Raw genomic sequence first — 278 nt, 5'->3', positions numbered from 1 at the left:
CTCATACGCCTCGTATTCTATCACGCTCCCGGTGCGTTTCCGCCCGCGCCGCGCTCCGACGGTCGCCTTCAGCAGCCGCTCGATACCGGCGCGGTCGCTGGCCCGCAGCAGTCGGCTGCCCAGCTTGCGCAGCTCGGCCAGATGGCTGTCGCGGATGATCGCGCGCACTTCCAGCAGGGTATTGGGATGCAGGCTGAACTCGGTCAGGCCCAGCGCCAGCAGCAGGCGGGTATGGGTCGGGTCACCCGCCATCTCGCCGCAGACCGAGGTCGACAGGC

At 69.1% G+C, this 278-nt stretch carries 1 protein-coding gene; it reads right to left on the bottom strand.

The window, feature by feature from the left end:
* Positions 1 to 278, bottom strand: a 278-nt coding sequence (locus FLQ44_RS00990) for a putative PEP-binding protein (protein ID WP_338117445.1), incomplete at both ends; no start/stop codon positions are given.

Source organism: Vogesella mureinivorans (genome assembly GCF_007644035.1).
GTDB classification, from domain to species: Bacteria; Pseudomonadota; Gammaproteobacteria; order Burkholderiales; family Chromobacteriaceae; genus Vogesella; species Vogesella mureinivorans.
The sequence above is the reverse complement of the archived record's forward strand: the minus strand, read 5'-3'. Positions and strand labels throughout refer to the sequence as shown.